This is a genomic window from Halorubrum sp. Atlit-26R (assembly GCF_003666015.1).
Lineage (GTDB): Archaea > Halobacteriota > Halobacteria > Halobacteriales > Haloferacaceae > Halorubrum.
Genome location: NZ_QPLT01000070.1, coordinates 1 through 1,259, shown reverse-complemented (window position 1 = coordinate 1,259; position 1,259 = coordinate 1). Strand labels below are relative to the sequence as shown.

Annotated in this window: 1 protein-coding gene; it reads left to right on the top strand. The window is 65.8% G+C overall.

The annotated features are described in order from the left end of the window. Nucleotides 1–1,259 (top strand): CARDB domain-containing protein (locus DVK07_RS19295; RefSeq protein WP_303646393.1); only part of this gene is annotated, 1,259 nt, incomplete at both ends.

Sequence of the window (1,259 nt, the reverse complement as noted above, 5' to 3'; positions counted from 1 at the left end):
GACCGTACGAGGTCGACATCGCGGAGTCCGAGCTCCGCAGCAACACCGTTGGTCTCGACGCCCGCAACACCGCAGATCGCGACCAGAGCATCGATGTCACCGCGAGCAACGTTGAGGCGAACCAGGTCGCTGTCGTGAACAACGTCACGAACGCCAGCGATGAGGCAGAGGCCAGCGTCTTTAGTGCTGCTGCCACCGACGGCGGTTTCAGCACCCAAGACAACGGAGACGACCCCGTTAATGTCGAGGCGTTCGGTATCGATGACGCCTCCGATGTTATCGACAGACAGGACACGGCTAACGTCGACACGCTCGACGACCCGGTCACGGACGCGTTCCTCGACGTCGAGAGCGTGGACATCTCCCCGAGTCCGTCCACGAGCGCCGAGCAGACCACCGCCGCGGTGACGGTGAACAACACCGGCGACAGGGCCGGCGCACAGACCGTCGAACTCAGCGTGAACGGCAACACGCTCGCCAGTCAGACAGTGACGGTCGACGGCAACAGCGAAGAGGACGTCACGCTCACGTTCGAACCGACGATTCGGAACGTCGGTGACGACCTCGACGTAACCGTCTCCTCTGACGACGACAGTGCGAGCGAGACGGTCACGGTCCAGCAGCGTGCCGACCTCGCGCCCAGCATCACCAGTGTCCCGACCGAGGTCGACCCCGGAGACACGATTCCGGTGAGCGCGGACATCGACAACGTCGGTGGCGAGTTCGGCAGCGACGACCAAACGGTCACGCTCTCCGTCGACGGCACGCAGGTTGATAGCACGTCGGTGGACCTCTCGACTGGCGGTACCGAGTCGGCCTCGCTGGCGTACGAGACGGTTGACGCCGACGCTGATAGCACGCTCACGCTCACCGTTTCGGTGGCCGGCGAGACGGTCACTGAGAGCGTTCGTGTGGCTGCCCTCGACACCGGCGATGGTGGTGACGGCGGCGATGGTGGTGACGGCGGCGATGGTGGTGACGGCGGCGATGGTGGTGACGGTATCGCCCCGACGCCGCCCGAGACGGACGAGCCCGTCGACGTCGAACCGCCGGAGCCGCCGGCGGACGTCGAAGTCTCGATCGACGAGACCGCCGAAATCCAGGTCGACTCCGCAAACGATACATCGAGAGCGGCCTTCGACGAGAACAACACGGTCGAGTCGGTCACGTTCGACTTCGAGGTGGAGGGCTCCGTCAACGCCCGCACGCTCGAGGACGAGCCGGACGAGACCGGCCCCGCGCCCGGTGCGTCCGCGGCC